General features: G+C 70.0%; 21 protein-coding genes. 16 read left to right on the top strand and 5 right to left on the bottom strand.

Going from position 1 to position 23,656, the window contains the following annotated elements:
- Positions 1 to 58: 58 nt before the first annotated feature.
- Positions 59 to 499, bottom strand: coding sequence for a hypothetical protein (locus tag OV208_RS06385; RefSeq protein WP_267572936.1), 441 nt, complete (start codon positions 497 to 499; stop codon positions 59 to 61).
- A gap of 251 nt (positions 500 to 750) precedes the next feature.
- Here OV208_RS06385 and glpD point away from each other — a divergent pair, with 251 nt between their 5' ends.
- The 4 genes from glpD to OV208_RS06365 all read left to right on the top strand — a co-directional run bounded on the left by glpD (position 751) and on the right by OV208_RS06365 (position 6,046).
- Entirely contained in the window at positions 751 to 2,448 is a 1,698-nt protein-coding gene (gene glpD / locus OV208_RS06380) for a glycerol-3-phosphate dehydrogenase (RefSeq protein WP_267572935.1), read from the top strand.
- Between the two features lie 411 nt (positions 2,449 to 2,859).
- Positions 2,860 to 4,668: a S8 family serine peptidase gene (locus tag OV208_RS06375; RefSeq protein WP_267572934.1), complete on the top strand. Its 1,809-nt coding sequence runs from the start codon at positions 2,860 to 2,862 to the stop codon at positions 4,666 to 4,668.
- Between the two features lie 181 nt (positions 4,669 to 4,849).
- Entirely contained in the window at positions 4,850 to 5,743 is an 894-nt protein-coding gene (locus tag OV208_RS06370; protein ID WP_267572933.1) for a hypothetical protein, read from the top strand.
- An 87-nt stretch (positions 5,744 to 5,830) separates the two neighbouring features.
- Positions 5,831 to 6,046, top strand: coding sequence for a hypothetical protein (locus OV208_RS06365; protein WP_244238656.1), 216 nt, complete (start codon positions 5,831 to 5,833; stop codon positions 6,044 to 6,046).
- A 12-nt stretch (positions 6,047 to 6,058) separates the two neighbouring features.
- Here OV208_RS06365 and OV208_RS06360 read toward each other — a convergent pair whose 3' ends face one another.
- Positions 6,059 to 6,637 carry a CDP-alcohol phosphatidyltransferase family protein gene (locus tag OV208_RS06360; RefSeq protein ID WP_267572932.1) on the bottom strand — a complete coding sequence of 193 codons (579 nt, stop codon included), beginning with the start codon at positions 6,635 to 6,637 and terminating at the stop codon, positions 6,059 to 6,061.
- Between the two features lie 260 nt (positions 6,638 to 6,897).
- Here OV208_RS06360 and OV208_RS06355 point away from each other — a divergent pair, with 260 nt between their 5' ends.
- The 9 genes from OV208_RS06355 to OV208_RS06305 all read left to right on the top strand — a co-directional run bounded on the left by OV208_RS06355 (position 6,898) and on the right by OV208_RS06305 (position 18,933).
- Positions 6,898 to 7,743: a DUF4846 domain-containing protein gene (locus tag OV208_RS06355; RefSeq protein WP_267573174.1), complete on the top strand. Its 846-nt coding sequence runs from the start codon at positions 6,898 to 6,900 to the stop codon at positions 7,741 to 7,743.
- Positions 7,744 to 7,972: 229 nt separating this feature from the next.
- Entirely contained in the window at positions 7,973 to 11,371 is a 3,399-nt protein-coding gene (locus OV208_RS41210) for a PAS domain-containing protein (protein ID WP_324291353.1), read from the top strand.
- Positions 11,372 to 11,373: 2 nt separating this feature from the next.
- A complete protein-coding gene (locus OV208_RS06335; protein ID WP_120534193.1) occupies positions 11,374 to 11,835 on the top strand; it encodes a response regulator in 462 nt (153 codons plus the stop codon).
- Positions 11,832 to 13,412 carry an ATP-binding protein gene (locus tag OV208_RS06330; RefSeq protein WP_267572931.1) on the top strand — a complete coding sequence of 527 codons (1,581 nt, stop codon included), beginning with the start codon at positions 11,832 to 11,834 and terminating at the stop codon, positions 13,410 to 13,412. Before OV208_RS06335 ends, OV208_RS06330 begins: the two co-directional genes overlap by 4 nt.
- A 110-nt stretch (positions 13,413 to 13,522) precedes the next feature.
- Positions 13,523 to 15,139, top strand: a complete 1,617-nt coding sequence (locus OV208_RS06325; RefSeq protein WP_267572930.1) for an LVIVD repeat-containing protein — start codon at positions 13,523 to 13,525, stop codon at positions 15,137 to 15,139.
- Positions 15,140 to 15,270: 131 nt separating this feature from the next.
- Entirely contained in the window at positions 15,271 to 15,915 is a 645-nt protein-coding gene (locus tag OV208_RS06320; protein ID WP_267572929.1) for an EcsC family protein, read from the top strand.
- A 56-nt stretch (positions 15,916 to 15,971) separates the two neighbouring features.
- Entirely contained in the window at positions 15,972 to 17,252 is a 1,281-nt protein-coding gene (locus tag OV208_RS06315; protein ID WP_267572928.1) for an ABC transporter substrate-binding protein, read from the top strand.
- Entirely contained in the window at positions 17,249 to 18,127 is an 879-nt protein-coding gene (locus OV208_RS06310) for a carbohydrate ABC transporter permease (protein WP_267572927.1), read from the top strand. The genes OV208_RS06315 and OV208_RS06310 overlap by 4 nt, the downstream gene beginning before the upstream one ends.
- Complete coding sequence (locus OV208_RS06305) at positions 18,124 to 18,933, top strand: carbohydrate ABC transporter permease (RefSeq protein ID WP_120542616.1); 810 nt, start codon at positions 18,124 to 18,126, stop codon at positions 18,931 to 18,933. Before OV208_RS06310 ends, OV208_RS06305 begins: the two co-directional genes overlap by 4 nt.
- Positions 18,934 to 19,271: 338 nt before the next feature.
- On the opposite strand, the gene OV208_RS06300 is transcribed toward OV208_RS06305, so the two are convergent.
- The 3 genes from OV208_RS06300 to OV208_RS06290 form a co-directional block, all read right to left on the bottom strand.
- Entirely contained in the window at positions 19,272 to 19,520 is a 249-nt protein-coding gene (locus tag OV208_RS06300) for an addiction module protein (RefSeq protein WP_267572926.1), read from the bottom strand.
- Between the two features lie 102 nt (positions 19,521 to 19,622).
- Entirely contained in the window at positions 19,623 to 20,279 is a 657-nt protein-coding gene (locus OV208_RS06295) for an NAD(P)H-binding protein (RefSeq protein WP_267572925.1), read from the bottom strand.
- Between the two features lie 112 nt (positions 20,280 to 20,391).
- Positions 20,392 to 21,609, bottom strand: coding sequence for a phospholipase D-like domain-containing protein (locus tag OV208_RS06290; RefSeq protein ID WP_267572924.1), 1,218 nt, complete (start codon positions 21,607 to 21,609; stop codon positions 20,392 to 20,394).
- A gap of 252 nt (positions 21,610 to 21,861) precedes the next feature.
- Here OV208_RS06290 and OV208_RS06285 point away from each other — a divergent pair, with 252 nt between their 5' ends.
- Genes OV208_RS06285 through OV208_RS06275 form a run of 3 tightly spaced genes read left to right on the top strand, consistent with a single transcriptional unit; the run spans position 21,862 to position 23,616 of the window.
- Positions 21,862 to 22,209 (top strand): YciI family protein, encoded by a 348-nt coding sequence (locus OV208_RS06285; RefSeq protein WP_267572923.1) that lies wholly within the window; start codon positions 21,862 to 21,864, stop codon positions 22,207 to 22,209.
- Complete coding sequence (locus OV208_RS06280) at positions 22,202 to 23,455, top strand: RNA polymerase sigma factor (protein WP_267572922.1); 1,254 nt, start codon at positions 22,202 to 22,204, stop codon at positions 23,453 to 23,455. Before OV208_RS06285 ends, OV208_RS06280 begins: the two co-directional genes overlap by 8 nt.
- Positions 23,452 to 23,616 carry a hypothetical protein gene (locus OV208_RS06275; RefSeq protein ID WP_267572921.1) on the top strand — a complete coding sequence of 55 codons (165 nt, stop codon included), beginning with the start codon at positions 23,452 to 23,454 and terminating at the stop codon, positions 23,614 to 23,616. Before OV208_RS06280 ends, OV208_RS06275 begins: the two co-directional genes overlap by 4 nt.
- The last annotated feature ends 40 nt before the right edge of the window (positions 23,617 to 23,656 follow it).

Raw genomic sequence — 23,656 nt, 5'->3', positions numbered from 1 at the left:
CAGACGGGTCCCATGCTCGCGAGATGTCCTTACGGAAGTACCGAGGGTCCTGGTTTTTCTACGGACCCTGCGGCATCGCGGTGGACCGCAGGCGCTGCACCGGTGACCACTCCGGTCCTCGCGCGGGCTCCACCGTCCACGACACCCACCGCAACGCGGGTGGCACGAACACCGTCCAGCTTGCCACTACCGCCAGCAGGTGCTCCACCGAACCCGCATGGTGCCGGTGTCCCTGCCCCTGCATCGGGTCGTGCCCGGAGCCTTCTTCCCCATCCGGGGCTCCACCGCGCCCGGTCTCCGCGACGCACTCGGACGGCTTCGTCTGGGACCCGGCCGCCTTCCGCGCCGCCGGGGTGCCGCAGGGGGCCTTGGCTTGGGCTCCCTCGTGGTGGACGTGGCCGCCCACTCCGTGCACGTGGGCCTGCCCACCCAGTCCCCCCCCGTGACCCACCACCGCGTGCAGCACGGGCGCCACCGCGAGCCCGTACACCAGGACCATCAGTCCCAGGCACGCCAGGTCACGTCGGTCTCGCGGGTCCCACACGGTGGTTCGTTCTCGGAAGGGCGGCGTCCTGGACGACGGGTGGACGATGCCTGCCTCCCTAGCCGTCCGCCTCCGGACACGCAAGCGCGCCCCCCGCTCGCTGTCCGACACTGCCCAGGGCGTCCCGTCCCCTTGCCCCGTGAACCTCTTGACGCATTGCATTGGAATCCGCTGCAGCCGCAGTCTTCCCGTCATAGACTCCTGGCGTGCGTTCTGAATCCGCCGTGCTCCGCTCGCTTCCTGCCCTGACGATTCCCTCGCCGCCGCCTTCGCGCGCCGAGCGCCTTCGCGCGTTGGGGGCCGAGTCCTTTGATCTGCTCGTCATTGGTGGCGGGGTCACCGGCGCGGGCGCGGCCCGGGATGCGGCGCTGCGCGGCTTGAAGGTCGCACTGGTGGAGCGTGAGGACTTCGCCAGCGGGACGTCCAGCCGCTCGTCGCGGTTGATCCACGGGGGCCTGCGCTACCTGGAGCACGGTCACCTGGGGCTCGTCTTCGAATCCAGCATCGAGCGGCGGCGACTGCTGACGCTGGCGCCCCATCTGGTGCGACCGCTGGCCTTCGTTTGGCCCGTGTACGCGGGGGCGCGGGTGCCCCGGTGGAAGCTCAACGCGGGCCTCATGCTGTACGACGCCCTGTCGCTGTTCCGGAACGTGAAGGCGTATCAGCGGCTGTCGCTCAAGCAGGTGCTGGCGGCGGAGCCGGGCATCCGTTCGGAGGGGCTCAAGGGCGGCGCGCGCTACTACGACGCGGCCACCGACGATGCGCGCCTGACGCTCGCCAACGCGCTGGGCGCGAGCGAGGCGGGCGCGGTGGTGCTCAACCATGCGTCCGTGAAGCGGCTGGTGCTGGAGGACGGCAAGGCGACGGGCGCGGTGGTCGTGGATCACCTCACGGGCGCGGAGCACACCGTGCGCGCCCGCGCGGTCGTCAACGCCACCGGGCCGTGGAGCGATGAGATCCGTCAGCTCGACGCGGGGACGACCCGCTCCAGTCCCGCGGTGCGCGGCAGCAAGGGCGTGCACATCGCCGTGCCCCGCTCACGCCTGAGCATCCAGGACGCGCTCACGCTGCTGTCCCCCGTGGATGGCCGCGTGATGTTCATCCTGCCCGCGGATGGTTTCACGCTCATTGGCACCACCGAGACGGCCACCCGCGCCCACCCGGCCGAGGTGCGCGCGAGCGAATCCGACGTGGCCTACCTGCTGGCCTCCGCCAACGCGTTCTTCCCCGACGCCCAGCTCACCCGCGACGACCTGGTCAGTGCCTGGGCCGGCATCCGGCCGCTGGCGGCCAGCGGCTACCACGGCAACACCGACGCGGGCAGCGCCAGCCGCGAGCACGCCATCGACGTGAGCCCGTCCGGGGTGCTCGCCATCAGTGGGGGCAAGCTCACCACCTTCCGCGTCATGGCCCGCGACGTGGTCAACGCCGTGGAGCGCCACCTCTCCCTTCCCCACCGCAAGTCCACCACCGATGCCCGCCCCCTGCCGGGCGGCGACATCGCGAAGCTGGCCACGGAGTTCGCGGCGGCGCGTGAAGAGGTGGGCGACGCGGCCACGGCCGAGCATCTGGTGCGCGCGTATGGCAGCCGCTGGCGCGCCGTGTGGGCGCTCGCGCGAGAGACGCCGGAGCTGGCCGAGCCGCTCGTGGAGGGCCTGCCGTACCGCCTCGCCGAGGCCGCGTGGGGCGTGTCCCACGAGATGGTCCAGACGCTGGCCGACCTGCTCATCCGCCGGCTCAAGGTGGCGTTCGAGACGCGGGATCAGGGCCGCTCCGCCGCGGTCCGCGCCGCCTCCGTGATGGCGCCGCTGCTGGGGTGGGATGCGGAACAGACGAAGCGCCAGTTGGCGGCCTATGACGTGGATGCCCAGCGCATCTTCGGCGTGGATCCCGCGGACGCCTGACCTTTCGATGGGGCCTGCTCGGCATGCCTCGCACGGTCGGGCCTGAAGGCCCGGTGGCCTGACGCGCCCCGGGTGGACTTCGTTGCCGATTGTCGCGCGCGGCCTGCCCCTGGATGCCCGACTCCCCGACGGGGTGGCGGGCCGGTTCTCAACGCGCCCCGTCGTGCTCTCGCGGACGTGGGTGTTGAAGGGGCGGCTGCATGGCTCCCGAGCGTTGGCCTTCTCACGTTGCGGTGCACCGCGTGCCCGTCGGGCGCATGACAGCAGCCCGAGCAGTCGTCCTTCGTCCATGCTTAAATTGTTTTTGGGAACGGGAAGCGGGGCTGCTTCGTTCTCCCCGGCCGTCATTTCGGGGGCGGCGGGTCACGGCGCGGTACCTCCCGCTGTCCGGGCACGAAGGAGATGCACTCCATGAAGCGTTGGCTTTGGCTTGGGCTCGGGTTGTCTGGTCTGGTGGCGTGCGGCACGGACCCCGACCCCATCGATGTCGTCGTTCCCCAGGCGTGTCCCGGCACCACCGACCAGTCGCTGCCCGGCACCGCGTCCTCCTCCCTGCGCGCGCAGGAGCCCGCGGACGGGGTGATCATCACCTTCAAGCCCAGGGTCTCCGCCAACGCGCTGTCCGCCACGGCGGACTTCACGGCGGTCGTGGAGCGCGAGGGTGGGACGGTGAAGCGCCGCTTCCCCCACCTCAACATGGTGTCCGCGCGGCTGTCGCCAGAGGCCCTGGCGAAGCTGAAGCAGAACCCAGACGTGCTCTCCGTGGAGCCGAACCGCCGCGTGTACGCATCCAGCCTGCCGGCGCTTCCCCCCGTGGCGTCGTGGCAGGGGGTGTTCAACCGCCAGGGCTCCGTGGGCGAGTACACCGAGGGCCTCAAGCTGGTGCAGGCGCCGCAGGTGTGGGACGCCAACAACGATGGCATCCTCGACGCCAACGCCCCCACGGGCGAGGGCGTCAAGGTGTGCGTCATCGACAGCGGCTGGGACAGCAAGCACCCGGAGTTGAAGGCGGCCTACGTGGGCGGCATCGACTACGTGGACGGTGACGACGACCCGACGGACCAGAGCGAGGCACAGGGCATCGTGACGGTGGGCGGCGGCCACGGCACGCACGTGGCGGGAACCATCCTGGCCCAGTTCGGCGCGGATTCAGGCGCACGCGTGGCCGCGGGGCAGGAGCCGAACGGCGTGGTGGGCGTGGCGCCCGGCGCGTCGCTGCTCGTCGCTCGCGTGCTGGACGTGAAGGGCGGCGGCAGCACCGACGACGTCATCGAGGCCGTGCAGTGGTGCCAGTCGCAAGGGGCGAGGATCGCCTCGCTGTCGCTGGGCGCGGACAGCTCCTCCACGAGCGAGCAGATCGCGTTCGATCGGGTGTGGAACAACGGCAATGGCCTGCTGTCCATCGCGGCGAGCGGCAACGAGGGCACGCACAGCATCTCCTATCCGGCCGCGTACCTGCCGTCGGTGATGGCGGTGGGCGCGGTGGACTTGCTGGGCGGGTACGCGGAGTTCTCGCAGTTCGGTGCGCAGCTCTCCGTGGTGGGTCCGGGGGTGAACGTGCTGAGCTCCACCCTGCTGGGTGCCGCGGCGCAGTCGACGTTGGGTGCGGGGACGGCGGCCTTCACGTCGTCGCCGCTGTCGTACACCGCGCAGAGCAGCTACACGGGCCGGCTGGTCAACTGCGGCCTGGGCACGGACCGGACCTCCTGCGGCGAGGCCGCCTCCTGCGACGGCTTCGTCGCGTACGTGGACCGTGGCGACATCTTCTTCGAGGAGAAGGCGCGCAACGTCATCGAGGCCGGGGCTCGCGCGGTCATCATCGGCAACAACGTGCCCGAGGATGGCGACGGCACCTTCACGCTGGGCTCCGCGTCCTCGCACTGGGTGCCCACGGTGTCGGTGTCGCTGGCGTCCGGCGTGAGCCTCAAGAAGATGGAGGGCCAGGATGTGACCGTGAACGTCACCGGCGTGGACTACCAGCGCGAGTCGGGGACCTCCATGGCCACCCCGCACGTGTCGGGCGTGGCCGCGCTGGTGTTCAGCGCCAGGCCGGACCTGTCCGCCGCGCACGTCCGCGCGGTGCTGGAGAAGACAGCGCTGGACGACCAGGTGACGCCGGGCTTCGACGAGAAGTACGGCCACGGCATCGTGCAGGCGGCCAAGGCCGTGGAGCTGGCGCGCACGCTGCCCCAGGGCGGCGGGCCGCTCCCGCTGCCGTAACCCCGCGCGCTTCGGTGCTCCAACGCCCCCGGGCCCCTTCAATGGGACCGGGGGCGTTTTGCGTCCTCCGCCCGCTTCGAGCCATGGCGACGGAACAGGCGGACGGGCGAGCCCAGGGTTGGCGGGACGGTGGCTTCCAGCCCCCGAGCGCGCACCTTCCCTGGTGGGAGGAGATCCGCGCATGAGGCGAGACACCTGGAAGCGGATGGGAAGCGCGGGCGTGGCCTGCCTGCTGCTGGGCGCGGGGCCGGCGGTAGCCTCTCCGGACGCAGTGCCGCCAGAAGCTTGGGAGGGCCAGGTGACGCAGCAGCCAGAGGTCCTGCTGACCGAGTCCGAGGGCGGCTACACGCTGTCGTTCCAGGACCCCGAGCAGCCGACCACCAGCGCGCCTCCTTCCACTCAAGCGCCGACGGTGAATCCGGGCACGGGAGGTTCGGGGACGCAGCAGGCGCCCAGCCCCCAGGCCCCTCCGGTCGGGAGCCCCGCGGGCTCGAACCCGAACACCGGCGCGACCGGGAATCCCTACGGGGGCGCGGGCAACACCGGCACCGGCGCGAATCCGAATGTCGGCGCCCAGGGCCCCCCCGCGCAGGGCGCCCCCGGCACGGTGCCGAATCCGAACGCGGATGACGGCAGTCCCTCCGCGGATCCGAACCCGGAGTCCCGAGGCCAGGACTCCAACGTGAATCCGGGTGGCACTGGTAACCCGGGTACGGGTGCGAACGCGGGGACGGGCGGCACGGGCAATGGTGGCGCGAGGGCTCCGGCGGCGACGCCTGCTCCTTCTCCGTCCGCGCAGCAGGGCATCGCCGTGGTGGATGCCATCTACACGGGCGTCGTGAAATCGGTGTCCTCGAAGGAGGTCGTCATCGTGGACGACGGCACGCGACTGCCGCTGGAGATTGGCACCAGCACGCGCATCCTGCGCGAAGGCCAGGCCATCGGAGTGAATCAACTCAAGGAGGGTGAGAAGGTGCGCGCGGTGGTCAACATCGTGGGCAAGAGCCACACACGGGAGATCGCCGTGCTGTCCAAGGCCGAGGCCCGTCGCGCCGCCGGCATGCGTTCGCGCTAGGGGACCCGCTCAGCTGCCCCAGGTCTCGCCGTGCTTTCGCGTCAGTCGGGCGGGGCGGTGCGCGTCTCGGGGACGGAGGTTTTCACCATGACGGTCTACGACCGATACCGCAGTCTGTTGCACAAGTTGGCCCTCGTCCGCGCTCGCGCTCCGGGCGGTGATTCACCCGAAGTGGATGCGCTGCTCGACACGATGGATGAGGTCTGGGACGCCATGTCCGAAGGCGAGCGCGCCGCGATGGAGCGTGAGCGCGAAAGGCTGATCCACGAGCTTCCTCCGGACGAACACTCCGTGCCCGCCTGAGCGTCGCCCGCGCTACTTGCGCACGGTGCTCATGGGCGCGCCCAGAGGGGGGGACGGAGGCCGCTGCTGGCGCTGCCGCTGGCCCCACACCGCGCGCGTGTAGTCCACCACCGACGCGAGCGACAGCAGGGAGACGAGCGCCACGAGCGGACGCACCAGCGGCGGATACAGCAGCACGCACAGCAGCACCGCCAGTTGCAGCGTGGTGACGAGCTTGCCCAGCATCCGCGCCTTGAGCTCGATGGCCCGCATGTCCGGCCGCAGCCTCGCGACGATGAAGCCGATGGCCGTGCCGATGTCGCGCAGCAGCAGCAGCGTCAATTCCACCGGACCGATGAGCCCGTCGAGCAGGCACACGATGAAGGCCGTCACCATGAAGGCCCGGTCCGCCACGGGGTCGATGAGCGCCCCCCAGCGCGTGGCCAGCCCCCGGTGCCGGGCAATCCAGCCGTCCAGGAAGTCCGTCGCGGCGGCCAGCACCACCAGCAAGGCCCGCATGCGCGAATCCGACACCGCGATGAACACCGCGGCGAGCGGAAGGCGCGAGAGGGACAGTGCATTGAGCAGCACGAGGCTTGCCCGACGGTGCATGGCTTCCAAAAGGTAGTGCTCGGCTCCCGGGGCGCACCTGCCCTGGACGGCGAGCGTCCGACGAAGAACGCCCCCGGCGTCCGCTGAATCCGCGCCCATCCGGGACCCGTTGGCCGGCCGGCCGGTGTCCCACCCAGAAGGTCCGGGAATCGTCCCGGCCGCTTGCTGCCTGGAGCCTCCGCCCCGTGAATGCCATCCACCCCCTGCGCCGTCGGGTGACGGGCGCCCTGCTCGCACTGGTCACCACCACGCTGCCGCTGATGAGCTGCGAGGCGAATGGCGAGGCGGCCAGACGGGCGACGGTCGCGCCCCATGTCGTCACGGTGGAGGAGCGGACCCGCTACCCGTGGTTGTCCGCCGCCGCGAAGGTGCGAGCGCTGGAGGAGACGTTCGCGCCGCCGGAGGGCTATGCACGGGTGCCCCTGGAAGCGGGCTCCTTCGGGGCATGGCTGCGCGGCCTGCCCCTGCGCCCCGAAGGCACGCCCGTGCGCGACTTCGCGGGGGGCACGGTGCTGGCCGCCACCGACGCGCGGCTCGCGGCGGTGGGGGAGCTGGACGTGGGCACCGCCAACCTCCAGCAGTGCGCGGATTCCATCCTCCGGCTGCATGCCGAGTGGCGCTGGGCCTCCGGACACCCGGACCGCATCGCCTACCGCTTCACCAGCGGACACGTGGCGTCGTGGCCCCGGTACTCGGCGGGAGACCGGGCCCGGGTCTCCGGTTCGAAGGTGACGTGGGTGCCGGACAGCGCGGCGGCGGATGCTTCGCGCAAGGCCTTCCGCAACTACCTGGACCTGCTCTTCACCTACGCGGGCACCCTGTCCCTCCAGGCGGAAGGCGCGCGTCCCAGCCGCGCGCAGTTGGGGCCTGGAGACTTCTTCGTCCTGGGGGGCAGTCCCGGCCACACGGTGCTCGTGCTGGACGTGGCCACCAACGCGAAGGGCGAACGCGTGGCGTTGATGGGCCAGGGCTTCACGCCCGCGCAGGACTTCCACGTGCTCGCGGGGCGGGACGGGCCGTGGTTCTCCCTGGAGGGCGACGCCGTGGCGACGCCCTTCTGGGTGCCGTTCCCGATGACGTCGCTGCGACGGCTGCCGTCACCGTGAGGTGACGCGCGTACACCGGGCGCCCTCCTGGTGCGTCCCCGAGCAGACGGGGAGGCGGTGTCGGAGGGGATGACGGGGTCGCGCTGGAATTGGCGGAGGTGGGGAGTCAGGGGTCGACGGCGAAGTGTTGTCGTGCCGTCAACGGGGCCCTGCTGCTCGAAGGTCGTGAGCCCCCCACGCGCCTCCAGGCAGCCTAAAGGAAAGAGGCCCCGCTCCCCGAGCCTCCACCATGTCCTCCTCCGCCACGCCCCTGTCCGCGTCCCGACCCCGGGCGAGCCTCCTCCTCGTCGACGACACGCCCGGCCACCTGCTGGCGCTGGAGGGCATCCTCGCGCCCCTGGGACAGCGGTTGGTGCGCGCCGCGTCCGGTCGCGAGGCGCTCCGGCGGGTGCTGGACGAGGACTTCGCCGCGGTCCTGATGGACATGAACCTGGGCGACATGACGGGCGTGGACGTGCTGAACCTGATGCGCGAGCGCGAGCGGAACAAGCGCACGCCCGTGCTGCTGATGACCGCGGGCGACGGGGACGAGAAGGAGTGGCTGGCCGCGTACTCGCACGGCGCGGTGGACTACCTGCGCAAGCCGCTGCGGCCTGAAATCCTCCTGGCCAAGGTGTCGATGTTCGTGGAGCTGCACCTGGCGCGTGAGGCCGTGCAGCAGCGGGAAGAAGCCCTGCGCGAGCGCGAGCGCGACGCCCTGGAGGTCGTGCACCGCGAACGGCTGCATTCGTTCTTCATGCAGGCCCCGGTGGGCATCTCCATCGTGCGCGGAAAGGACTTCGTCTTCGAACTGGCGAACCCCTTCTACGAGCGGCTGGTGGGCCGGAGGATCCAGCCGGGCCGGACGCTGGTGGAGGTGTTCCCGGAGATGGTCGCGCAGCCGGAGATCCTGGAGGTGCTGCGCGGGGTGCTGCGCACGAAGCAGCCCTTCGTGCGGCCGGAGTTCGAGGTGGTGCTGGAGCGCGACGGCAAGCCCGGCACCGTCTTCTTCAACATCATCTACCACCCGCTGGTGGAGTCGGACGGGAAGGTGTCCGGCATCATCACGCTGGCCACCGACGTGACGGAGTGGGTGCAATCGCGCCAGCGCACGGAGGCGTTGGCAGAGGACCTGCGCCGGCAGCAGGCGGCCCTGCTGGACAGTGAGCAGCGGCTGCGGATGGCGCTGACGGCCACGCAGTTGGGCACCTTCGACATGAACATGGTGACGGGCAAGCTGGACTGGGACCCGCGCTGCAAGACCCTCTTCGGCCTGCCGCTGGAGTCCGAGGTCTCCTACGCGCTGTTCCTGGAAGGGCTGCACCCGGAGGACCGCGAGCGCGTGAATGAGGCGGTGGCGCGCGGCACGGACCCCGCGGGCACCGGCGACTTCGAGGTCTCGTACCGCACCGTGGGGCTGAAGGACGGCGTGCTGCGCTGGGTGCGCGCCACCGGCCGGACGCAATTCGAGGACGGACGTGCCCTGCGCTTCGTGGGCACCGTGCAGGACATCACCGAGGCCCGGTTCGCGGAGGAGGAGCGGTCCCGGCTGCTGGCGGGAGAGCTGCGCCGCACCGAGCAGCTCCGCGGACTGTCGCGCGCGAGCCTGGCGCTCAACGCGGCCGGCAACGTGCCGGCCATCCTGGACCTCGTCACCCTCAAGGCGCGCAAGCTGATTGGCGCCAACCAGTCCGCCGTGCAGGTGGTGGAGGGACGCGACGCGGGCCAGCCGCTCACCGCGCTGTCCTCGGCGGCCGCCCATGCGACGGCGGTAGACGAGCGGGGACTCTTCGCCCAGGTGTGCCGGGAGAACCACCCGCTGCGCCTGACGCGCGAGGAGCTGCGCGCGCATCCGGCGTTCAAGGACGCGGCGCCCACGCAAGGACAGGCGGTGCCGCTGCACGGCTTCCTGGCGGTGCCGCTGGTGGGGCATGACGGCCGCAACCTGGGGCTGGTGCAGGTGTCCGACAAGCTGGACGGCGACTTCGACGCGGAGGACGAGATGGTCGCCGTGCAGTTGGCGCAGATGGCCAGCGTGGCGCTGGAGAACGCGCGCCTGTACGAGACGGCCCAGGCGGAGCGGCGCAACCTGTTCGCGGTGCTCAAGCAGCTGCCCGCCGCCATCACCGTGCTGCGCGGCCCGGAGCTGGTCTTCGAGATGGCCAACGACCTGCGCCTGAAGCTCACCGGCTCCCGGCCCCTGGTGGGCCTGCCGCTGCGAAAGGCGCTGCCGGAGCTGGAGGGCCAGGGACAGATTGAACAGCTGGAGCACGTCTACCGCAGCGGGGAGACCTATCAGGGGCGCGAGGTGCCCATGCGCCTGGGCCGCGACCAGGGGCAGGACGCGCCCGAGGGCTACTTCAACCTTACCTTCCAGCCGCTGCTCAACGCGGAGGGCAAGGTGGACGGCATCGTGTCCGTGTCGTGGGAGGTCACCGAACAGGTGCTCTCACGACAGCGCATCGAGGCGCTGGCCGCGGAGCTGAAGGAGCGGGAGCAGCAGTTCCGCACGCTCGCGGACTCCATCCCCCAACTGTCATGGATGGCGGAGCCGGACGGCCACCTCTTCTGGTTCAACCAGCGCTGGTTCGACTACACCGGCACGACGTTGGAGACGGCGCAGGGGAAGCACTGGAACGCGCTCATCGCCCCCGAGGACGCCGAACGCGTGCTCGTGCGCTTCAACGCGGCGCTGAGCGAGGGCCAGCCGTGGGAGGACCAGTTCCGCCTGCGCCGCGCGGACGGCAGCTTCCGCTGGTTCCTTTCCCGCGCGATGCCGGTGAGAGACGCGGAAGGGCGCATCGCGCGCTGGTTCGGCACCAACACGGACATCGATGACGAGCGCAGGACGCTGGAGAGCCTGAAGCAGGCGGAGGAGGAGATCCGCCGCCTCAACACCGGCCTGGAGAAGCGCGTGCGCGAGCGCACCGCCCAGCTCCAAGAGGCGAACAAGGAGCTGGAGTCCTTCAGCTATTCCGTGTCGCACGACCTGCGCGCTCCCTTGCGCCACATCACCGGCTTCGCGCAGCTCTTGGACCGCAGGGCGGGGCCAAAGCTGGACGAGGTGGCGAAGGGCTACCTGTCCACCATCGCGGGCGCGGCGAAGCAGGGCGGCACGCTGGTGGACGACCTGCTGGCGTTCAGCCGCATGGGTCGGGCGGAGATGCGGCAGGCGCGGGTGGACCTGAGGCAGTTGGTGGAGGAGGCTCGCAAGGACCTGCTGCCCGAAGCCAACGGCCGCCAGGTCGATTGGAAGGTGAGCGAGCTGCCGACGGTGGAAGGCGACCCGGCATTGCTGCGTCAGGTGATCCACAACCTGCTGGCCAATGCACTGAAGTATACGCGTCCGAAGCCGGAGGCCCTCATCGAGGTGGGGGCGCGCGAGGCGGAAGGGGAGGCGGTGGTCTGGGTGCGCGACAACGGCGTGGGCTTCGAGATGCAGTATGTGGACAAGTTGTTTGGCGTCTTCCAGCGGCTGCACACGGCCGAGGAGTTCGAGGGCACCGGCATCGGGCTCGCGAACGTGCGACGAATCGTGTCGCGCCATGGAGGACGGACCTGGGCGGAGGGCGCCGTGGGGCAGGGCGCGACCTTCACCTTCACCCTGCCCCGGACTTCTCCCCTGGAGAAGAAGGAAGACGAGACCTAAGCGTGCTTGAGCTCAAGAGGATCCTCCTGGTCGAAGACAGCGCCAACGACGTGGCGCTCACGCTGGCGGCGTTGGAGGAGGTGCACCTGGCCAATGAGGTCGTGGTGGTGCGCGATGGGCAGCAGGCGCTGGACTACCTCTTTCGCAAGGGCGAGTACGCGAACCGTCAGGACGGCCACCCGGCCGTGGTGCTGCTGGACCTGAAGCTACCGAAGGTGGACGGGCTGGAGGTGCTGGAGAAGGTGAAGGGCGCCCCGGAATTGAAGGCCGTGCCGGTGGTGATGCTCACCTCGTCGCGCGAGGAGCGGGACCTGGCGCGCAGCTACGGCCTGGGCGTGAATGCCTACGTGGTGAAGCCGGTGGCCTTCCCGGACTTCGTGTCCGCGCTGCGCGAGCTGGGGCTGTTCTGGGCCGTGGTGAACCAGCCGCCCCCGGGGGCGCCCACGCCGGGAGCCTCGAAGTGAGTTCACGCGGCAATGCCGCGCTGGACTTGAATCCGACCCCGACGTCCGGGCGCCCGCTGTCCATCCTGCTGTTGGAGGACAGTCCGCTGGACGCGCAGCTGGTGGCGGCGCAACTGGAGGAGGGCGGGCTGCCCGCGACGCTGGAGTGCGTGGCGGGCCGGACGGCCTTCTCCTCCGCGCTGGCGAAGGGGAAATACGACCTCATCCTGTCGGACTACAACGTGCCGGGCTTCGACGGGATGAGCGCGCTGGAAGCGGCGCAGGCGGTGTGCCCGGACACGCCCTTCCTCTTCGTCTCCGGGGCGCTGGGCGAGGACCGCGCCATCGAACTGCTCAAGCGCGGCGCCACCGACTACGTGCTCAAGGACCGGCTGGAGCGGCTGGGGCCCAGCGTGCGGCGCGCCCTGCGCGAGGCGGAGGGCGTGCGGCTGCGCAAGCGCACGGAAGAGGCGCTGCGCCGTTCGGAGGAGCGCTACCAGCTGGTGGCGCACGCGAGCTTCGACGCCATCTGGGACTGGGACCTCCAGACGGACGCGATGCACTGGATTGGCGACGCGACGGAGGAGGTCTTCGGCTTCCGGCTGGAAGAGGTGGGCGCGGACGCGGCCTGGTGGCGGCGGCACATCCACGCGGATGACCGCGAGCGGGTGCTGGCCGGGTTGCAGCGGGCGTTCGAGTCGGACGACGACCGGTGGCAGGACGAGTACCGGGTGCTGCGCAAGGACGCGTCATACGCGTACGTGGCGGCGCAGGGCTGCATCGTGCGCGGTGCGAGCGGCAAGGTGCGGCGCATCGTGGGTGCCATGCGCGACATCACGGAGCGGCGGCGGGCGGAGGAGGAGAAGCAGCAGTTGGTGCACGAGGCGCAGGCCCGGGTGGAGTTCGAGCAGCAGCTCATTGGCATCGTGAGCCACGACTTGCGCAACCCGCTAGGGGCCATCCTCACCGGGGCGTCGCTGATGTTGCGGCGCGAGGACATCCAGCCGTGGCATGCGAAGGCGGCGGCGCGCATCCTGTCCGCGGCGGAGCGGGCGACGCGGATGATCCGCGACCTGTTGGACTTCACGCAGGCGCGCATGGGCGGCGGCATCCCGGTGCAGGCGGCGCCGTGTGACTTCCACGCGCTGACGTTGCAGGTGGTGGAGGAGGCGCGCACGGCGCACCCGGAGCGCACCATCCTGATGGAGCAGGAGGGGGATGGGCAGGGTTCGTGGGATGCGGACCGGATGGCGCAGGTGCTCTCCAACATCCTGGGCAACGCGCTGAAATACAGCCCGGAGGCCACGCCCGTGCGGGTGGAGAGCCGGTGCGAGCCGGACGCGCTCGTGGTGCACGTGCGCAATGGGGGCGACCCCATCCAGCCGGACCTGCTGCCGCGCATCTTCGAACCGCTCCAGCGCGGCACGACGGTGGGCCGCTCCGAGCGCAGCATCGGGCTGGGATTGTACATCGTGCGGCAACTGGTGTTGGCGCACGGGGGCACGGTGGACGCCCAGTCATCGGCCGAGGAGGGGACGGTATTCACCGTGCGACTGCCTCGACTGCGTGCGAGTGAAACGCCCTCCTCCATGGAGTAGGGCGCGTCTCGGCTTACCGCCGGTCCCCTATCTCCATTTCGAGAACGGCTTTACACTGCGAGTGTGCCTGTGCACACCGGCCGGACGCCGCCCAGCAATGGAGCCTCTCGATGATGTGTCTTCCGCGCTGTCTGGGAATGCTGTTGCTCACCTGTCCCGTGCTGCTGATGGCCTGCTCCGACGACGTCAAGGGGGATCCGGATGCCGGCACGCCCCCTGTCGTGGCTTGGGATGGCACCTCCACCCCCATTGAAGAGAAGAGCGACTGGATTGACCGCGGCGTCTTCGCCCCTTGCGAGTTCACCCCTCCACTGGGAACCGAGATCGACTGCGACACCCCGGCCCTCTTCAACCTGTCGCAATGCAACCCGAGCGCGCTCCGCACGGCGTCACGGCACGGCATCTACCAGACCGAGCTGCGACCGGACACCGGCGAGTACCCTTGGAGCGGAGCTGGCCTCCTGCTCCCGGAAGGGGGCGGCACGGGAACCTCGAATTTCGATCGCTTCACCCGGCAGCAGTTCGATGACCAGGGCATGCTCCTCACGAGCGTCTTCACCACGACCCGGGGCGTGGCCATCAAGACCGCGCTGGCGGGCTGTGACGTGCCCCAGCCCCACCACATCACCGGCTGCTATGCGGTCTGCACCAACGGCGTGCTCACGGAGAAGGGGGCGTTCGACGCGGACCGCCTGGTCAAAAGCAGCGGTGAGGCCGAGTCCTCCGGGGGCATGAACCTCGTCTCCGAGTCCGTCGTCGACATTGGCTTTCCCGTGGATGTCTACGTCACGAAGAACCATGCCTACGTGGTGTCCATCCAGCTCAAGCCGGACATGCCCTCGGGAGGCCTGACGGTCTTCGACGTCAGCGACCGCAACCACCCCGTGTTGAAGAAGGTCATCTCCCTGCCGGGCGACGGGTACTGGAACGCCGCGTGGGCCAAGGACGACGTCCTCTACGTCGCCACCAAGGCCTCCGGCGTCATCCTGTATGACATTTCAAACCCGGGGGATCCGACCTACATCCGCAGCGTGCCCAGCGGCGCGCCCCCGAACGTGCATACCCTGTTCGTGGATGGCAACCGGCTCTACGCCATGGCGCTGCGGCCCGCGCAGACGATCATCTTCGACATCACGTCCCCGCGAGACCCCGTCCTGCTCAACCGCGTCGTCTTCTCGTCCGAGGAGTTCGTCACCAGCTATCCGCACGACGCCTTCGCCTACGAAGGGCGCCTCTACATCAACCACACGGACATCGGCTTCCTGGTCACCGACCCGAGCGACCCCATGGAGGTGAAGGAGCTGGGCAAGTATCACTACAACCGGCAGTACAGCCATGCCAGCGCGGTGGGGACCTTCGCGGGCCGCACCATCGCGTTCGAGGGCAGTGAGCAGGAGGGCGCGCACCTTCGCGTGCTGGATGTCACCGACCCGGCGAACATCCAGCTCATCGGCGAGCACCGGCTGCGCCCCACCACCTCCATCCACAACATGATCCTGAAGGGCACGAAGCTGTACGTCGCCTGGTACCAGGAAGGCGTGCGCGTGTTCGACGTGGCCAACCCCACGCTCCCCAAGGAGATTGCCTACTTCAACGCCTACCGTGAGAACGACCCGAAGCGGCTGGCCATCGTCTACGAGGGCACCATGGGCATGCGCGTCCCGGGCGACGGGTATGTCTACGTGGTGGACACCTCGCGCGGGCTGCTCATCTTCAACGAGCTCTGAGTGGGCGGCGAGAGGGAGGGGCCTCATCCCCTCCCTCTTCGCCGGGGTTGTACCGAGCGACCGAGCGGGCTTCCTCCGTCGCCTTTCGCGAGGTCGAGGCCCGCTTTAGGCTCAAGGCGGAAGGTGGACGCATGTCGAAGCCGCTGGAAGTCGTGAACGCCGTCCTGGATGCGGGCTTCGAAGGCCTGGGCCCGCTGTGCAGCGCCACGGGCCTGGCGGACGAGTACCTGCGGGACACGCGCTACCTGGACCACGAGGCGCGCATCGACGCGCTCATCCGCTGGGAGACGGGGAAGCTGTTCACCACGGGCTTCCTGTCCGGGCTGGGCGGCCTGCTCACGTTGCCGGTGGCGCTGCCCGCGGGCCTGGGCGTGTCGTGGGCGGTGCAGGCGCGGCTGGTGGGCGCCATCGCGCGCATCCATGGGCACGACGTGGAGGAGGACCGCGTGCGGACGCTCACGCTGCTGGCCATCGTGGGCGACATCGGCAAGGAGGTGGTGAAGCAGGCCGGCATCGAGGTGAGTCACCAGCTGGGCATGCGCGCGCTGGAGGCGGTGCCGAAGCACGCGCTCAGCGGCATCAACCGCGCGGTGGGCTTCCGGCTGGTGAGCAAGGCGGGGCAGAAGGGCATCGTGAACCTGTCCAAGGTGGTGCCCCTGGCTGGAGGGCTGGTGGGCGGCGCGGTGGATGCGCTCGCGTGTCGCGCGGTGGGCGCCACGGCGCGGCGGCTGTTCGCACCGGGACCGCTGGCGGCCCCGGGCATGTCTCCTGGATGACCCGGGCGTGTGCCTTGCGTTGACGGTGGGTCCTCGCGCTGGACTCATCCGTGCGCATGGGCCGCCTCCTCGTTCTCCTCGTCGTGATGGGCCTTGTTTCGACGGGCTGCAAACGCTCGTCGGAGGAGCAGGGGACGGCGGGCCGCACGCGCATCGTCTTCAAGTTCCAGCCGCTGTGGGGGGACCCGGCGCCGTTCCGTGAGCTGCTGGCGGGCTATTCGCGCGCGAACCCGGACGTGGAGCTGGTGACGGAGGCGCTGCCGAATTCGTCGGACCTGGCGCACCAGTTCTTCCTCACGTCGTTGCAGGGCAAGGCGACGGACTTCGACGTGCTGGTGGCGGACGTCGTGTGGGTGCCGGAGTTCGCTCGGGCGGGGTGGGTGGCGGACCTGTCCGAGGACTTTCCCCCGGCGCGGCTGCGCGAGGAGTTTCTTCCGGGGCCGGTGGACTCCGTCGTGGTGGAGGGCCGCACGTACGCGGTGCCCTGGTACGTGGACGTGGGTGTCCTCTACTACCGCACGGATCTGGTGCCGCGCGCACCGCGCACCTACGAGGAGCTGCGGCGCTTCACCCGCGACGCGATGGCGAAGACGCCGGGCATCCAGGGCTATGTGTGGCAGGGCCGGCAGTACGAGGGCCTGACGTGCAACGTGTACGAGGCGATCTGGGGCCATGGTGGGCAGTCGCTGGGCGCGGACGGGCGCGTGCTGCTGGAGACGGAAGCGGCGCGCGAGGCGCTGGCGTACCTGCATGGGTTGATCGCGGACGGGCTGTCTCCGTCGACGGTGACGGGCTTTGGCGAAGAGGAGTCCCGGCGCGTGTTCCAGGAGGGCCGCGCGGTGTTCATGCGCAACTGGCCCTATGCGTGGAGCGAGGCGCAGGCGGAGGGCTCTCCCATCCGGGGCAAGGTGGGCATCGCGCCGCTGCCGACGAAGGATGGACAGCCGGGGTGGGGGACGCTGGGCGGATGGCAGCTCGCGGTGAACGCGCACGTGTCGCCCGCGCGCAAGAAGGCCGCGGCCCGGCTCATCGCGCACCTGACGTCGCCGGAGGCCAACCGGGTGCTGGCGCTGCACTACGCTCGCAACCCGCCACGCCTGGCGCTGTATGACGATCCGGAGTTGAAGCGGGCGGAGCCGTTCATCGCCAGTTTGAAGGAGGCGCTGGTGCGGGCACGGCCCCGGCCGGTGACGCCGTACTACCTGCTCATCGCGGACGTGCTCCAGAGCGAGTTCTCCGCCGCCGTGGCGGGCATCCGCACTCCCGAGGAGTCGCTGACGCGCGCGCAGAAGCAGGTGGATCACCTGACGGGTGAGACGGTGGAGGACGCGCAGTGAGCGGCGGGGGTTCCCAGGCGCGGGAGCGGCGGCAGGCGTACCTGCTGGTGATGCCCGCGGTGCTGGTGCTGGCCGTGGTGGCGCTGTACCCGGTGCTGGCCGCCATCTGGTTGAGCCTGCACCGCTTCATCCTGGTGTTCGGCGAGCGGCGCTTCACGGGGCTCGCGAACTACGTCTACCTCTTCGGGGATGCGCGCTTCTGGTCGGCGCTGGCGAACACGGCGTACTTCACGGCGGTGGCGGTGACGGTGGAGTTGTTGCTCGCGGTGCCGCTGGCGCTGCTGCTCAACCGCGCGTTCCCGGGACGGGGACTGCTGCGCGCGTCGGTGCTGGTGCCGTGGGCGATTCCCACGGTGGTGAGTGCTCGGCTGTGGGCGTGGATGTTCAATCCGGACTACGGGTTGATCAACCGCCTCCTGGGCGGCGCGGACATCAACTGGCTGGGGGCGCCGGGGTACGCGCTGCACGCCGCCATCCTGGTGGACGTGTGGAAGACGACGCCCTTCGTGGCGCTGCTGGTGCTGGCGGGGTTGCAGGGCATTCCGGAGGACCTCTACAAGGCCGCTCGGGTGGATGGGGCGTCCACGTGGCGGCAGTTCCGTGCCATCACGGTGCCGCTGCTGAAGCCCGCGCTGCTGCTGGCGGTGCTGTTCCGTTCGCTGGATGCGTTCCGGGTGTTCGACGCCATCTATGTGCTGACGGAGGGCGGGCCCGCGAACACGACGGAGACGCTGAGCATCTACGCGTACAAGACGCTGATGCGCTCCGGTGACTTCGGCTACGGCAGCGCGTTGTCGGTGATGACGTTCCTGTGCGTGGTGCTGCTGGCGGTGGTGTGGCTCAAGTGGTTGGGGCGCGAGGAGGGGCGGCGATGAAGCGGCCGGGGCTGGGCACGGCGCTGGCCGTGGTGGCGTTCCTCACGTTCTTCCTGGGCCCGTTCCTGTGGCAGGTGCTGACGAGCCTGTGGCCGGATGGAGAGCTCACGCGGCCGTGGCCCTCGCACCTGACGGGCGCGAACTACCAGAGCGTGTTGTTCGGGCGGCCGTTCCTCTGGGCCGTGCTGAACTCGCTGGTGGTGGCGACGCTGACGACGCTGTTCTGCCTGACGGTGGGCGCGTCGGCGGCGTTCGCGTTGGCGAAGCTGGAGTTTCGGGGTCGGGGACTGTTGCTGTCCGCGGCGCTGGGCGTGTCGATGTTCCCGCCCATCGCCACGGTGAGCCCGCTGTACCTCATCCTCAACGCGGTGGGCTTGCGGGACAGTCTGGTGGGGCTGGCGCTGCCGTACACGACGTTCGCGCTGCCGTTGACGTTGTGGGTGCTGACGTCGTTCTTCCGTCAGCTTCCGGATGAGCTGTACCGGGCGGCTCGGGTGGATGGGTGCACGCCGTTTGGCGCGTTCCGGCGGGTGCTGTTGCCACTGGCGGCGCCAGGGCTGGCGACGACGGCCATCCTGGTCTTCATCTTCGCGTGGAACGAGTTCCTCTACGCGCTGACGTTCCTGTCCACGCCGGAGAAGCGCACGGTGCCGGTGGCCATCAGCCTCTTCGCCAGCGAGTACAAGGAACCGTGGGGGGAGATCGCCGCCGCGTCGGTGGTGGCGACGCTGCCGCTGGTGGTGCTGACGGTGTTGTTCCAGCGGCGCATCGTATCCGGACTCACGGCCGGGGCGGTGAAGGAGTAGCGCGGGTCAGCGGCTGCCGTGAGCGCGCGGCAGCCAGTATCCGGGCCGACGCCGTAGGTGCGCGATGGCGAGGAGCACCACCCACTCATCGCGAACGATGTACGGGATGGCGAATGGGTAGTCCTGGAGCAGGAAGCGGCGGATCGGCGGCGTGTGGTGGATGCGTGGCTATTCGGACCAGCGGTCTGGATGCTCTTCGATGGACTCGAACGCTTGGGAGACGGCTCCATTGAAGCGCTGACCGAGGCCGGGTTGCTGCTCTTCGTACCACTCGGCTGCATCTGCCCATTCAAGGTTGGCAGCCGGATGCATGTGGAGGGGCATGCGTGGGGAAGGGCCTATCGTCGCCGACGAACGCGCTCCAGACGTTCCTCCACGAGTTTTCGGGCCTCTTCCAGACTGACGAGCTTGACCGTGCCGTCCATGACCTCCTGGGCCCGGTTTGCCAGCTCCCGGGTCCAGTCCTCTTCGACATCCTGGGCTTCCGCGCTTTCGTCCAAGCTGAGCAGCAGCTCATGCGCAACCCGGGCCCGTTCCTCCCGGGAGAGTCGCAGCGCATCGGTGAGCACTTCGTCGACGGTCGCCATCAACACCAGTCTAGCTCCTTCGCAGGCCCCGTGCTCGCTCGCCATGAGGGCACGTTGCCTGCCTGAACAGCAGCGGAGCCTTCTCTACCTGGAGGGTCTGACCTACCGACCCGCGGCCTCTACCTCCGCCCAGAGGCTCTTGCCTTCGAGCACCGCGTTGACGGGCGCGCGGCGCTCCGCCACGCGCAGCAGCACGGCGGCCAGTTGGTCCAGGTGCATGGGCTTGAGGTTGCCCAGCAGCGGCAGCTTCCCCAGCGTGTGCAGGAGGCCGGGAGGGCGGTGGTACTCACCTTCCAGCGCGGGCGGTCGCACCATCGTGTACGCGATGCCGCTGTCGCGCACGATGCGCTCCGCCTCCGCCTTGGCCTTCAGGTACGCACCCACCGGACGGCCCGCACCCACCGACGTGAGCAACACGATGTGGTCCACGCCCGCGACCTTCGCCGCGTCCACCAGTTGCTGCGTGGTGCCGATGTCGCTCGACTCGTAGGTGTCTCCCGCCGCGAAGCGCTTGCGCATCGTGCCGATGAGCTGGAGCACCGTCGTGCTGCCTCGCATTGATTCCGCCAGCGCGGGCGCATCCGCCAGCTCCAGCACGGCCTTGTCGGGCCAGCCGCTCGCGGGTTCCGTGCCCGCGCTCTTGGGGCGCACGTGCGCCTTCACGGACACGTTGCTCGTGAGCGCCTGACGCATCAGCGTGCGGCCGGTCGCGCCCGTGGCGCCAGCGACGAAGAGATGACGGGGAGATGTGGTGACCATGGCGAAGCCTCCCGGGCCTTCACCTGCCGGCCCGCAGGACGCCTCTTGAGCACAACGCCCCGTTGCTTGCCCAGTGCTTCCCGCTGACTCGCGCGAAAACGGACAGCGTCTTTCAGCGCTCGGCGCGCTCGGCCTGGACCTCGCGGGCCTTCGTCAGGTCCTCCAGGAAGATGGCCTCCAGCTGACGTGCCGCCTTCACGTCCTCCAGCACCAGCGAACCCTCTTCCAGCAGGTTGAACGACAGCGCGTCGTAGTTGATGGACCCCACCAGCACCAGGCGGTCATCCACCAGCATCGTCTTGGCGTGCATCATCGACGGCTGGTACTCCCAGAGGCGCACGCCCGCCGCCAGCAGCGTGTCGTACGTCTGGCGCTGCAGGAGGGTGATGGCCCCCTGGTCGTTCTTGTCCCCCGGCGCCAGCACCCGCACGTCCACGCCGGCCTTCGCCCGCTCCACCAGCAACTGCATCAGCGCGTCGTTGGGCGTGAAGTACGCCTGCGAAATCCACAGCCGCTTCTTCGCCGCCTTCACCATCAGCTGCGTCAGCCGCTCCGCGCGCGTCACCTCCGGGTTCGCCGTGCTGCTGACGAAGCCCGCCCAGCCTTCGCCCGCGTCGTCCAGGCCGGGCTGCGCCTGGGACAGCGTGGGGAAGTCCGTGAGGGGCAACAGCTCGCCCGTGGACTCCTGCCAGTTCTCCGCGAACGCCTGCTGGAGCTGCGACACCACCGGGCCCTGCACGCGCACGTTGGTGTCCCGCCACTCCTGTTCGTTGCGCGCCTCGCCCAGCCATTCGTCCTGGATGGCGAGTCCGCCCGTGATGGCCACCTTGCCGTCCACCACGACAATCTTGCGGTGGTTGCGCGCCAGGTTCTCGTCCGCGGGCAGCGGGCGGAACATGTGCGCTTCACAGCCGGCGGCCTCCAGCTTGGGCTTCACCTCCTTTTCGAACGGACCGCTGCCCATGGGGTCCACCAGCACGCGGCAGGTGACTCCCTTCGCGGCGCGTTCGCTCAGGGCTTCGAGCATCCGGTCGGACGCGCGCCCCGGACGCCAGATGAACATCACGATGTTGACGGAGGCACGGGCCCGACCGATTTCTTCCACCATCACGTCGAACACGGCGCCGTTGTTCGCCCACCGGATGCGGTTGCGCGGTTCCATCCGCACGCCCGTCGTCTGGTACAGCGCCGCCGCGAAGTCCGCACCGTGAGAACCCACCTGTCCCGTGAGGTGGAATGGACGTGACGATTCCTCCGTGATGCAGGCGGACGGACATCCCGCGAGCACCAGCGCCCCCAACCCCGCCACCCATCGCCAGTCCTTGCCCACGTCGGTGCCCGCGCCTCCTGGTTTTTAGGGGTAGGCATGCGCGGAACCCCTGTCACCCGCGAGGCCGAGGGGAGTGTTCTCTGGCCGCCTGCGTGCGTGTGCGCATGAGGGAGGCCGGGTGGGGGCTCGTACTGAAGTGGCTTCCCTGTGCGGAGGCCATGTCGATCTTCCGCGACATGGGCCGTCTTTTCGGGTGAACGCTCCGCATGTCGCGGGGTCGGCGCACCCGCCGTTGCATGAAAGGTCCACCCCATGTCCCGCTACCTGATGCTGCTGCACGAGACCCCCGCCCACTTCGCCGCGAAGTCGCCCGCGGAGCTCCAGGCCATCGTGGAGGAGTACATCCAGTGGAGCGACCGGCTGCGGAAGGAGGGCCGCCTGCTGCTGTCGGAGAAGCTGGTCGACGAGGGCGGCAAGCGCATGAAACAGCAGGGCGGCCAGCTCCTCGTCTCGGATGGACCCTACGCGGAGGTGAAGGACGTGGTGGGCGGCCTGTTCATCCTGTCGGCGGAGTCGTACGAGGACGCGGTGGCGCTGGCCCGAACCTGCCCCCACCTGCTCCACGGTGAAGTCGAGCTGCGCGCCATCGACGATGCCTGAGACGCCGCACTCCTCCGATGCCGCGACGGTGCTGGAGCTGGCCTTCCGCCAGTGGTCCGCCGGCCTTGTCGCGGCGCTGGCTCGGCGCGTGGGCCTGGGACGCCTGGACCTGGCCGAGGACTCGGTGCAGTTCGCCATGCTCCAGGCGGCCCGCACGTGGGGCTTCCACGGCGTCCCGGAGCACCCCCGCGCGTGGCTGCTGCGCGTGGCGGTGAATCGGCTGACGGACCTCGTGCGCCTGCGCGCGCCCGAGGTCCCGGACGCTCCGGTGGAGGACACCGTGGCGTCGGGCGCGGAGACGACTCGCTACGCGGCCGAGCTTCCGGACGATGCGCTGCGGTTGCTCTTCGCGTGCTGTCACCCGACGCTTTCGCGCGAGATGCAGGTGACGCTCACGCTGAAGGTGGCGTGTGGTTTCTCCGTGCGCGAGGTCGCCGCCGCGCTGCTCGCGGACGAGCCCACCGTGGCGCAGCGGTTGGTGCGTGCGAAGCGCACGCTGCGCGCCTGTCGCGCGACGCTGGAGGTGCCGTCGCCGGAGGCCCTGCCGGAGCGGCTGGGCGCGGTGCACCCCGCGCTCTACCTGCTCTTCAACGAGGGCTATGAGGCCTCCGAGGGCCATGACCTGTCCCGCGCGGAGCTGTGCGCGGAGGCGCTGCGGCTGGCGGAGGTGCTGCTGTCACACCCGGCCACCGCGACGCCGGAGGGCCATGCCCTGGCCGCGCTGTTCTGCTTCCGGGCCGCCCGGCTTCCGGGCCGCGTGGATGCGCTGGGGGCGTTCGTGCCGCAGGCGGCGCGGGAGGGGACGGAGGCTTCGCCCCTGCTGGTCGCCAGGGGGCTGGGACATCTGCGTGCTTCCATGGGGCCGGTGCTGACGCCGCTGCACCTGGAGGCGGAGATCGCCCTGCTGCATGCGAACACATCCGTGCCGGGGCCGGAGGACAGCGCGCGGTTGCTGGCGTTGTACGACGCGCTGCTTTCGCTCAAGCCCTCGCCCATTGTCGCGCTGGGGCGCGTGGTGGCGCTGGGACGGGTGCGGGGGCCGGCCGTGGCGCTGGAGGCGCTGGGGCCATTGCGCTCGGTAGGGGTGCTCCAGCGCTACCCGTACCGCTTCGCCGTGGAGGGCATGTTGCTGGAGCAGGCGGGGGAGCGGAGCCGGGCGGCGGACTGCTTCCGACAGGCCGCCGCGCTGGCGAGGACGCCGCCGCAACGTGAGTACCTGCTGTCCCGGGCCCGGGCGTGTGGGTGAGTGCGGAGGGGCTGGGGGTCCATGGCTTCCTGCCCATCATCGAGCGCAACGATGACTGCCTCCTGCCCTTCTCCGAGAACCAGCTCCGCGACGAGCCTCATCTCACCGCGCGCAAGCACCACACCGGCACCGGCGCGTTTGCTCCAGGGGAGACGGATTGACCCCAGGCGGGGTGTCTTGGACGCAGGGGTTCCCACCGCG

Origin of the sequence: Corallococcus sp. bb12-1 (assembly GCF_026626765.1) — a bacterium.
In the GTDB taxonomy this organism is placed as follows: domain Bacteria; phylum Myxococcota; class Myxococcia; order Myxococcales; family Myxococcaceae; genus Corallococcus; species Corallococcus terminator.
The sequence above is the reverse complement of the archived record's forward strand: the minus strand, read 5'-3'. Positions and strand labels throughout refer to the sequence as shown.

What these genes read in the sequence shown, in the direction of transcription:
- OV208_RS06385 (WP_267572936.1), bottom strand. Translation starts at nt 499, where the DNA reads ATGGTCCTGGTGTACGGGCTCGCGGTGGCGCCCGTGCTGCACGCGGTG.
- OV208_RS06375 (WP_267572934.1), top strand. Translation starts at nt 2,860, where the DNA reads ATGAAGCGTTGGCTTTGGCTTGGGCTCGGGTTGTCTGGTCTGGTGGCG.
- OV208_RS06370 (WP_267572933.1), top strand. Translation starts at nt 4,850, where the DNA reads ATGAGGCGAGACACCTGGAAGCGGATGGGAAGCGCGGGCGTGGCCTGC.
- OV208_RS06365 (WP_244238656.1), top strand. Translation starts at nt 5,831, where the DNA reads ATGACGGTCTACGACCGATACCGCAGTCTGTTGCACAAGTTGGCCCTC.
- OV208_RS06360 (WP_267572932.1), bottom strand. Translation starts at nt 6,637, where the DNA reads ATGCACCGTCGGGCAAGCCTCGTGCTGCTCAATGCACTGTCCCTCTCG.
- OV208_RS06355 (WP_267573174.1), top strand. Translation starts at nt 6,898, where the DNA reads ATGAGCTGCGAGGCGAATGGCGAGGCGGCCAGACGGGCGACGGTCGCG.
- OV208_RS41210 (WP_324291353.1), top strand. Translation starts at nt 7,973, where the DNA reads ATGTCCTCCTCCGCCACGCCCCTGTCCGCGTCCCGACCCCGGGCGAGC.
- OV208_RS06325 (WP_267572930.1), top strand. Translation starts at nt 13,523, where the DNA reads ATGATGTGTCTTCCGCGCTGTCTGGGAATGCTGTTGCTCACCTGTCCC.
- OV208_RS06320 (WP_267572929.1), top strand. Translation starts at nt 15,271, where the DNA reads ATGTCGAAGCCGCTGGAAGTCGTGAACGCCGTCCTGGATGCGGGCTTC.
- OV208_RS06315 (WP_267572928.1), top strand. Translation starts at nt 15,972, where the DNA reads ATGGGCCGCCTCCTCGTTCTCCTCGTCGTGATGGGCCTTGTTTCGACG.
- OV208_RS06305 (WP_120542616.1), top strand. Translation starts at nt 18,124, where the DNA reads ATGAAGCGGCCGGGGCTGGGCACGGCGCTGGCCGTGGTGGCGTTCCTC.
- OV208_RS06300 (WP_267572926.1), bottom strand. Translation starts at nt 19,520, where the DNA reads ATGGCGACCGTCGACGAAGTGCTCACCGATGCGCTGCGACTCTCCCGG.
- OV208_RS06295 (WP_267572925.1), bottom strand. Translation starts at nt 20,279, where the DNA reads ATGGTCACCACATCTCCCCGTCATCTCTTCGTCGCTGGCGCCACGGGC.
- OV208_RS06285 (WP_267572923.1), top strand. Translation starts at nt 21,862, where the DNA reads ATGTCCCGCTACCTGATGCTGCTGCACGAGACCCCCGCCCACTTCGCC.
- OV208_RS06280 (WP_267572922.1), top strand. Translation starts at nt 22,202, where the DNA reads ATGCCTGAGACGCCGCACTCCTCCGATGCCGCGACGGTGCTGGAGCTG.